Below are 8,348 nucleotides of genomic sequence, written 5' to 3' on the forward strand. Positions count from 1 at the left end.
ATCTGCGGCGCTACAATTTCCAGCTCAGCGTCCAGAAACAAGGGTCGCGGAACCTGCCCTTCACCGTACGCTTCCTCTATGAACTGCCCGTGATGGCGGTGATCGAGATACCGCCGCCGCCGCCGCCGCCAATGGAACGTAACGCCGCCTATTCCTACGATGGCTCCGGCAAGACCTTGCCGGTCAGGGTGTTCGATGACGGCCAGGACACCTATTTCTCGTTTCGGCGCGAAGAGGATCTCCCGGCGATCTATGTCGTGGACTCCGATGGCGGAGAGTCTGTGGTCAACAGCCGAGAGCGCGACGGCTATGTCGTGATCGACCGGATAGCGCAGAGCTTCGTTCTGCGGCGGGGCAGCGAGATCACCCGCATCTACAACGACGGCTTCCGGGTGGAGGAGGCCAGCGCGCTTCGGCAGCGCAAGAAGGATCCCTGGTGGCGGCGATGACGCGCAACGACCAACCACAAGCGGCGCTCAGCCCCGTCTTCGCTCACGGCGAGGCATCGAAGCCGCGTGTGCGGCAGCCGCAATCTCCACTGACGGTGTGGGCCGGCGTGGCCGGCGCCGGCGTGCTGGGCCTTCTGGTTTTCAACGGCCTGAGCAGTGGTCGCGAGGCGCGCGCCCAGGCGCCGGTTTCACCCCAGCCGGCGGCCACGCCCAACCCTGCCCCGCCCGCCGCACCGCCGCCGCCGCCGCCGCAGGCCGCGCCTACGGCGCCGCCCTTCACCCAGTCCGCCGTCACCCCACCGGTCAATCCGGCCGAAGCACATTGGCGGGCGCCGGCGCTGGTGGTGGACTTCAGCGCTCCAGCCGACGCTGCCGCCACCCAGGTTGCGCAGGCGGCTGCCGTCGCAGGGGCTGGCGTTCCGGCCGGTCCCGCAAACGATACGCGCCAATCCGCAGAAGAACGCTTTTCTGCCCGCGTCGCCGGCGGCACATCTGACACCGCCCGGGCCAGCCAGATGCGCGACCTTGGCCGCACCATTCCCCAGGGCGCGATCATCGCCGCCGTGCTGGAGACCGCCATCAATTCCGATTTGCCTGGCTCGGTCCGCGCCGTGGTCAGCCGTGACGTCCGCAGCTTCGACGGAAGCCGGGTCCTGGTGCCGCGCGGCTCCAAGCTGATCGGTCAGTACAAGAGCGCTGCGGCTGTCGGCCAGACACGGGCTTTCGTCGTCTGGACCCGGATCATCACGCCCACAGGCGTGAGCATTGACGTTGGCTCCCCGGCGACCGATCGACTGGGCCGCGGCGGGCTCGAAGGCGAAGTCGACAGTCACTTCTTCAAGCGGTTCGGGTCAGCCATCCTGTTGTCGGTGATCTCGGCCGGGACCACCGCTCTGGCCAATGGCTCCGGGGGCAATAACACCACCCTGGTCATCGGCTCAGCTACCCAGGCGAACCAGGTCGCCTCCATCGCCCTTCAAAAACAGATCGACATCCCCGACACCATCAAGGTCGCTCAGGGCGTGCCCGTGCAGGTCTCGGTGGCCCGGGACCTGGACTTCTCCGCGGTCGTCCGTTGACCGCGAACGTCTATCTCAGCGCCTATCTGGCCCCGCTCGCACCCTGGCTTTCACGGCCTGACGTCACCGATGTTCTGATAAATCGTCCGGGCGAGGTCTGGGTCGAGACGACCTCGGGGCCGATGTGTCGGGAACCCGCTGACGAGCTCACCGAGGTGGCCCTGCAGCGCCTGGCCCGGCAGATCGCGGCAGCCAGCCATCAGGGCGTCAATCGGGAACAACCCCTGCTATCGGCCACCCTGCCCGACGGCAGCCGCGTACAGGTGGTGTCGCCCCCGGCCACACGGGGCGGCCTGGCTCTTGCGGTCAGAAAGCACCTGATCTCGGATCTCAGCGTCACCGACCTTGCGCGCGACGGCCTGTTCGACGTAGCCGCCCGCGCCGATCCGGTCCAGGAAGCCCAGGCAGACGCCGAACTGGAAACCCTGCTCGAAACCGGCGACCTGGCGGCCTTCCTCCAGCGCGCCGTGCGCCTGCGTAAGACCATCGTCATCTCCGGCGGCACCGGCAGCGGCAAGACCACCTTGCTGAACGCCCTGGTCAAGGAGATAGACCGCGCAGAACGACTGGTGGTGATCGAGGACGCTCCGGAGGTCCGGCTGGACCACCCCAACAGCGTGGGATTGGTTGCCGTCCGCGGCGATCTAGGCGAAGCCCGTGTCGACGCCGATGCGCTGCTGGCTGCCGCCCTTCGACTACGCCCGGATCGCATCCTGCTTGGCGAACTGCGCGGCCGCGAGGCCTTCGCGTTCCTGCGCGCTGTCAACAGCGGCCATCCCGGATCGCTCACGACCGTGCATGCCGACAGTCCGGCCGGTGCGCTGGACCAGATCGCCCTGCTGTCGCTGACGTCCGGAATAGACCTGGGTTGGGACAAGGTGCAGACCTATGTCTCGCGGGTGATCGATGTGGTCGTCCAGCTGGATCGGACAGGCGGCGCCCGGCGGGTCAGTCAGGTCCATTTCCGGCCACGCGGCGCACGGCAGCCGCTATCGAAAGCCGCCGCGCTCTAAACAAAGTACAAATCTTTCCATGGCATGAGGAAGCTTGAAGGCGCTGATTGCGCTTGCGCCGGATGTGATTTCATCACACGCGGCAATTCCTGTGGGGGGCAGAAGGTATGGGCAGATTGGCGTCAGTTTACGTCGAACGGCGGGTCGACCCGCGTGAATCGGTGCGGCAGCCCGTTCGCGCCTATTTTGGCGACAAGCTTGCGATGTGGGCGGACTGCGAGTTGCGCGATCTCAGCGCCAGCGGCGCCAAGATCCACGTCTCGTCGCTCTACAAGCTGCCGCCTCGCTTCATCCTGTTAATGCACCAGACAGGCGTCGCCTTTGAGGTGGTCCTGAAGTGGCGGCGCGGCGACCTGGCCGGACTTTCGTTCGAGATGCGCCACGAACTGGAGACCATGGACCAACCCCGGCTGGCGACGGTTCGCGAAGCCTGGATCGGCCTTCGTCCGAGGTCCTAAAGAAATCCGAGGTTCCGGCTTCGGAAACCGCTCAGACGCGGGAAGATCAGATCGAGGTCGGTTTCTGACACCCCGAACCAGCGCCCCAGTGTCGCACCATACTGGTCCACCGATGTCGTCGGGATCTGGTAGCCGGAAATATTGTCCGGATTGTTGAAGCCGCCGACATCCGGGCCGATGGTCGGGAACTGGCCATAGATGTCCCGCCCTTTCACGGCCCCGCCCATGATGAAATGGTGGCCACCCCAGGCATGGTCAGTGCCGTCGCCGTTTGTGGTGATGGTCCGCGAGAAATCAGAGGCGGTGAACGTCGTCACCTGCGCACGACGGTCGATACCGCCCACGTTGGACAGCGCCGTGTCAAAATACGCCATCGCATGCGCAACCTTTGCCAGCAGATTTGGCTGGGTGGTGTTCTGGAAATCGTGTGTGTCCCAGCCGCCGAGGCTCACAAAGAACACCTGGCGCCTGACCCCAAGTCCCGGGCCAGCGGCGATCATCCGCGCGACCGTTTGTAGCTGAAGCGCCAGACTGTTGGCCTCGGTCTGGCCGCTGATCGGGTTGGTGTAGGCAGGGGCCGCCTGGACGCCGGTCACCGCGCCCTGGGTAAAGGCACCGTTGATCGTGCTGGACGCCGTGATCGACCGCGCCACTACGGTCGAATAGTCCGCCGCAAAATTGTTGGTCAGGTTGGTGTCGGTGATCAGGTCGCGCACTCGCGACGGCGCGAGCGATGATCCGAACAGCGTGTTCCCCGACTGTCCGGTGATGACCACCGCCGGCTGGGCGCCGGTCGAGAGTTGGTACTGAACCACCGATTGCCCCGACAGGAAAACCGCGTTCCCGGCGGTTGAGACCGCCGTGAACAGGGTGTTGCCGCCGTTCATGCCAGCCACGAGGTCGGCGAACTTCCCCCCCCAGCCCGTGCGCGCGCCCTCGGTGGACAGCGCCTGCCAGGTGGACTGCTGGTCATTGTGCGAAAACAGGCTGGTCGGCAGGGGGACCGAGCGCGCCTGATACTGGGTCTTGGTTGTCGGCTGGATCAGCGTTCCGACATTGGCCAGGATCGCCAGCCGGCCCTGGCTGAACAGGGACTGCAGCGGCCCCATGAACGGATGCAGCGCAAAGGTCCGCGCCGAGGCGTTGGTGCCGGCCGGGATCGGCTGACTGGTAATCGGGGTGATCGGAAGGACCCCGCCCCAGGCCTCGGGCGTATTGGCCGCCGCCACACGCCCTGTGAGGGAGCTGGTCTGTCCGACCGCCACCGGCGGCGTACCCGGAGGCATCAAGGCGATGGGGTCAGCGCCCGTGTTGCGCGTCGCGAAATAGCGGCCCCAGGTGTCGGTGTCCGTGGCCAGAACGGTGTTGTGCGCATCATTACCGCCGAACAGAAAGATGCAGACCAGGGCCTTGTAGTCGGGCGCCGATTGCCCGGCCGCGGATCCGGCGGCCGCCAGTTGCAGCGCGAACGGTGCGCCCGCGCCCAATACCGACATCGCCCCGCCCAGGCGCAGCAGATGGCGGCGGTCCATGCTGTTGCTCATCGCTGCACCATGTATTCGGAGGAGCCCATCGTCATGTAAATCGCCAGCTTGACGCGATTTGTCAGCGCCGTGGTCTGCACACCCGTCGCCGGGATCGCCACCGAGTTTACCGAGTCCACGATGCGCGTCCTCAAGGTGGACGACATCTGCCCGTTCAGCAGCAGAAGATTGACCCGATCCACCAGGGCGTTGGCGTCGTTGGCGATGGCGATCTCGGAGGCATAGGTACTGCGAACATCGCGCAGGCCGTTGGCGGCGGCGCCGATGCCGGCGTCGATCGTCGTCTGCATTGTGTTCAGATAACCTGAGACCGTCACCTCATCGACGATCTGGAACTCCGGAGAGACCAGGCCCGCCGCCCCCACGCGAGTGTTTGGCGGCGTATAGCCTGGCCGGAAGAAGTTGAAGACCGAAGGCGCGGTCAGGGCGGTCTGACCCAGCGAGGTGTTGGCGCTGGTGGAGCCGATCCTCCATTCGCCAGTATCGGACGTCACCTTGAAAGCCCGCATCCAGTTGGCCATCCGGATGATCGGCTCGCGAATTTTTCCGCCCCCCGACCCTGAAGCGATGGTTCGCGCCTCGGTGTCGAGCAGGATCGCCCGGACGACAGCGCTCATGTCGCCGCGAACGCCACGTCCATTGTTGTTGAACACCCCGGCCACACGGCTGACGTAGGCGGGGGTCGGATTGCTGGTCACCAGCCGCTGGATCAGCTGCTTCGAGATGAATGGCCCTACGTTCGGGTGGTTGAACAGGGTGTCGAGGGCAATCTGCAGATCACCCGATGGGTTGGCGACGTTGGATGCCGGGATGCTGACGCCCAGGAAGGTCTTGGCGCTGAGGGAATGAAAGGCCGGGTAGGCGATCATGGACCTGGTTGTCGCGTCCGGCGCCCTGTTACGCCCAAGGAAGGTGTTCGAGCTGGGGTTCGGCGAATAGTAGCTGTAGCCGGTGAACACCTTGGCGAGGCCCGCGATGTCATCCGTCGTGTAGGTGGGGATCGTGCGGCCGAGCCCATCCAGCTTCGCGGTTCCATCCTGGTTCAGCTGAACCACGCCGATGGTCATCAGCTGCATGACTTCGCGCGCATAGTTCTCGTCCGGACTGCGCCCGGTGACGGGATCTTCCTTCTGATTGCCCAGCCAGGTCAGATAGACGCCCATCATCGGATGCAGGGTCACCTGCTCCAGCAGCGTGCGGAAGTTCCCGAAGGCGTTGGCCCCCAGCATGTCATAGTAGGATCCGGCGCCCAGGGTTCCGACGTTGGTGTCGGTGAGCGAGATCACAAATATCTCCGATAGCGCCAGTTTCATGCGCTCCCGGAGCTGGTCCTGGTCCGTCGCGGCGTGTTCCCAGAAGGTCCAATAGAAGTCTGATGGATTCAGGGACCCGTTCGGGTTCGTCGCCCTCAGGGCCTCGAAGCGCGCGTTCAGATCCTCCACGTGGGTTGTCGATTGCGGCGCGATCATTTGCTGATCGATCCACTGGGAGTAGCCGCTGGCCCGAACCTCGCTGATCGAGCTATCGGTCGGCCCGAATGAGGCCTGCGCCAGAAACCGGGAAGCCTCAGCCGCCGTGATCGGGGCTCCGCCCGCGGCTCCGCCGGTTCCTCTGGCGCCACTGCAGGCCGCGAGGGTCATCAAGACGAGTACGGCGAACCATCGCGCCGGATTGCGTGGCATTGAGTTCCTCACTCCAGGGTCCTCGTCCATCGTAAGCTTGGCTAGATGCGACTTGAAAGTCTACCGCCGCAAACATGACAGCTTCTGGTGTACACTTCTTTCACGAAGTCCGACGGATTGTCCGTCGCACGTCGTGCCATTGAGTGCGCGGGCGAAACCGGTAACATCGCCGGATCAGGAGGCGGTCATGGCCACATTTGTCGCTGGAGTCTCCGGCATCGATTTCGATCTTCTGGATCTGGGACCCCTGGCAATTGGTCAGGTCACCTCCTCGACGGCCACCTCTCAGGAAATCCGCGTCGGCAGCGTGATCAGCCAGTTCTTCGGCGTCGGTTTTCAGTTCTCCGGAGGGGGGCCGCCCAGTGCGGGCACGATCAACAGGATTGTCATCGCCACTGACGCAGGCCTGGCCTACGACATCTCCGGCCTCAACCTGTCGGCCTCCACCTTCAGAGGCTGGGTGCTGGCCGGAGACAATGCCTCGGTCAAGGCCGGGATTTTTGCCGGCGCCGACTCGATCACCGGATCCGGTCTCGACGACCGCGTGCGCGGGTTCGCCGGCGCCGATACGCTGAACACCGGCTCCGGCGCAGATTTCGCCGACGGCGGCGAAGGCGATGACCAGGTCTTTGGCGGACAGGGCGACGACACCATCGTCGACTCAGGCGGCGCCAACTATCTCCGCGGCGACGACGGTGCCGACACCATCGTGGGCGGCGTCAACTTCGACGACATCAACGGCAATATGGGCAATGACACCGCCGCCGGCGGACCGGGCGATGACTGGGTGGTGGGCGGCAAGGACAATGACCTGTTGTTCGGCGAGGACGGCGGCGATCTGGTCTATGGCAATCTCGGCGACGACACCTGCGATGGCGGCAACGGCGCAGACACCATCCGCGGCGGCCAGCAGAACGATTCCCTGAGCGGCGGCGGCGGCAACGATTTCGTCTCCGGTGACCGTGGCGACGACACCATGACCGGCGGCGCGGGCGCCGACATCTTCTATTCCTTCAGCCAGGCAGGGGTCGACCGCGTGCTTGACTTCAGCGTGGCCCAGGGCGACCGGGTGCAGCTGGAGCCCGGAACGACCTACACCATGGCCCAGGTCGGCGCAGACACCGTAATCACCATGAGCGCCGGTTCGGTAGTGCTGGTGGGGGTTTCGATGAGCGGGCTGCTGGGGAGCAGCGTTTTCGTGGGGTGACGGCCTCAGAGTGCTAGGTGGCGCTCAACGCTCTACAAGGCCACGCATGCCCATGCTGCATCGGCGTTCGCAGACACGAGATGCTGATGTCGTTCAACGGAACGACAGTCTCGCGACCCCCAAGGCTCAGTTAGCTAGACTACGCAGGTACTTCCCGTATTCACTCTTGCCTTGAAACTCCGCCTGCTTGACCAACTCAGCCTGATCGATCCAGCCGTTCTGGAAGGCGATCTCCTCCAGGCAGCCGATCCTGAGGCCCTGGCGCTGTTCGAAGGTGCGGATCAACTCACCGGCCTGGATCAGGCTGTCGTGGGTTCCGGCGTCTTCCCAGGCGAAGCCTCGACCCAGCATCTCCACGTGGAGCTCGCCTTGCTTGAGGTAGAGATCATTGAGCGCTGTGATCTCGAGTTCGCCGCGGGCCGAGCGCTCGAGCGTCTTGGCCATTTCGCTGGCGCGACCGTCGTAGAAATAGAGGCCGGTCACCGCGAGGTTCGACTTGGGCTTCGCGGGCTTCTCCTCGATGGACAGAGCCCGGTTGTCCGGTGACATCTCGACCACCCCATAGCGCTCGGGATCGTGCACCGGATAGCCAAACACCGTCGCGCCGCCCTTGCGCGCGTCGGCGGACTTCAGCATCTGCACGAAATTCTGACCGAAGAAGATATTGTCGCCCAGGATCAGCACGCTGGGCTCGCCACCGATGAAATCCTCGCCCAGCAGATAGGCCTCCGCCAGGCCACCCGGTGTTGGCTGGATGACGTACTCAAACTTCACGCCGAACCGCGACCCATCGCCCAGCAGGCGGATGAAGCCGGCCTGGTCCTCGGCCGTCGTGATGATCAGGATCTCGCGCACCCCGGCCAGAAACAGCACCGAAAGGGGATAGTAGATCATCGGCTTGTCATAGACCGGCATA

The 8,348-nt window shown here is 64.8% G+C and carries 8 protein-coding genes; 5 read left to right on the forward strand and 3 right to left on the reverse strand.

The features are described 5' to 3' along the window. The 4 genes from ACIQ42_RS12545 to ACIQ42_RS12560 form a co-directional block, all read left to right on the forward strand. Positions 1 to 449 (forward strand): TrbG/VirB9 family P-type conjugative transfer protein (locus ACIQ42_RS12545; RefSeq protein ID WP_397422531.1); only part of this gene is annotated, 449 nt, incomplete at its 5' end. Further along, positions 446 to 1,528 carry a type IV secretion system protein VirB10 gene (gene virB10, locus ACIQ42_RS12550; protein ID WP_397422537.1) on the forward strand — a complete coding sequence of 361 codons (1,083 nt, stop codon included), beginning with the start codon at positions 446 to 448 and terminating at the stop codon, positions 1,526 to 1,528. The genes ACIQ42_RS12545 and virB10, both read left to right, overlap by 4 nt. After that, positions 1,525 to 2,541 carry a P-type DNA transfer ATPase VirB11 gene (gene virB11 / locus ACIQ42_RS12555; protein WP_397400035.1) on the forward strand — a complete coding sequence of 339 codons (1,017 nt, stop codon included), beginning with the start codon at positions 1,525 to 1,527 and terminating at the stop codon, positions 2,539 to 2,541. Before virB10 ends, virB11 begins: the two co-directional genes overlap by 4 nt. 107 nt (positions 2,542 to 2,648) lie before the next feature. Further along, positions 2,649 to 2,999, forward strand: coding sequence for a PilZ domain-containing protein (locus ACIQ42_RS12560; RefSeq protein ID WP_397400036.1), 351 nt, complete (start codon positions 2,649 to 2,651; stop codon positions 2,997 to 2,999). Here ACIQ42_RS12560 and ACIQ42_RS12565 read toward each other — a convergent pair. Both ACIQ42_RS12565 and ACIQ42_RS12570 read right to left on the reverse strand, forming a co-directional pair. Further along, positions 2,996 to 4,531 (reverse strand): DUF1501 domain-containing protein, encoded by a 1,536-nt coding sequence (locus tag ACIQ42_RS12565; RefSeq protein ID WP_397422533.1) that lies wholly within the window; start codon positions 4,529 to 4,531, stop codon positions 2,996 to 2,998. The genes ACIQ42_RS12560 and ACIQ42_RS12565 overlap by 4 nt on opposite strands. 8 nt (positions 4,532 to 4,539) lie before the next feature. Beyond that, positions 4,540 to 6,225 carry a DUF1800 family protein gene (locus ACIQ42_RS12570; protein WP_397422534.1) on the reverse strand — a complete coding sequence of 562 codons (1,686 nt, stop codon included), beginning with the start codon at positions 6,223 to 6,225 and terminating at the stop codon, positions 4,540 to 4,542. A gap of 187 nt (positions 6,226 to 6,412) precedes the next feature. Between ACIQ42_RS12570 and ACIQ42_RS12575 the strand changes: the two genes are divergently transcribed. Further along, a complete protein-coding gene (locus tag ACIQ42_RS12575; protein ID WP_397422535.1) occupies positions 6,413 to 7,432 on the forward strand; it encodes a calcium-binding protein in 1,020 nt (339 codons plus the stop codon). A gap of 126 nt (positions 7,433 to 7,558) precedes the next feature. Here ACIQ42_RS12575 and rfbA read toward each other — a convergent pair whose 3' ends face one another. Beyond that, positions 7,559 to 8,347: a glucose-1-phosphate thymidylyltransferase RfbA gene (gene rfbA, locus ACIQ42_RS12580; protein WP_397422536.1), complete on the reverse strand. Its 789-nt coding sequence runs from the start codon at positions 8,345 to 8,347 to the stop codon at positions 7,559 to 7,561. Position 8,348 lies beyond the last annotated feature (1 nt).

The sequence above is a fragment of the Phenylobacterium sp. genome (assembly GCF_044372605.1).
Classification (GTDB): Bacteria; Pseudomonadota; Alphaproteobacteria; order Caulobacterales; family Caulobacteraceae; genus Phenylobacterium.

Excerpts from the sequence above, each read along its gene's own strand:
- virB10 (WP_397422537.1), top strand. The coding sequence starts at position 446 with ATGACGCGCAACGACCAACCACAAGCGGCGCTCAGCCCCGTCTTCGCT.
- ACIQ42_RS12560 (WP_397400036.1), top strand. The coding sequence starts at position 2,649 with ATGGGCAGATTGGCGTCAGTTTACGTCGAACGGCGGGTCGACCCGCGT.
- ACIQ42_RS12565 (WP_397422533.1), bottom strand. The coding sequence starts at position 4,531 with ATGGACCGCCGCCATCTGCTGCGCCTGGGCGGGGCGATGTCGGTATTG.
- ACIQ42_RS12570 (WP_397422534.1), bottom strand. The coding sequence starts at position 6,225 with ATGCCACGCAATCCGGCGCGATGGTTCGCCGTACTCGTCTTGATGACC.
- ACIQ42_RS12575 (WP_397422535.1), top strand. The coding sequence starts at position 6,413 with ATGGCCACATTTGTCGCTGGAGTCTCCGGCATCGATTTCGATCTTCTG.
- rfbA (WP_397422536.1), bottom strand. The coding sequence starts at position 8,347 with ATGCCGGTCTATGACAAGCCGATGATCTACTATCCCCTTTCGGTGCTG.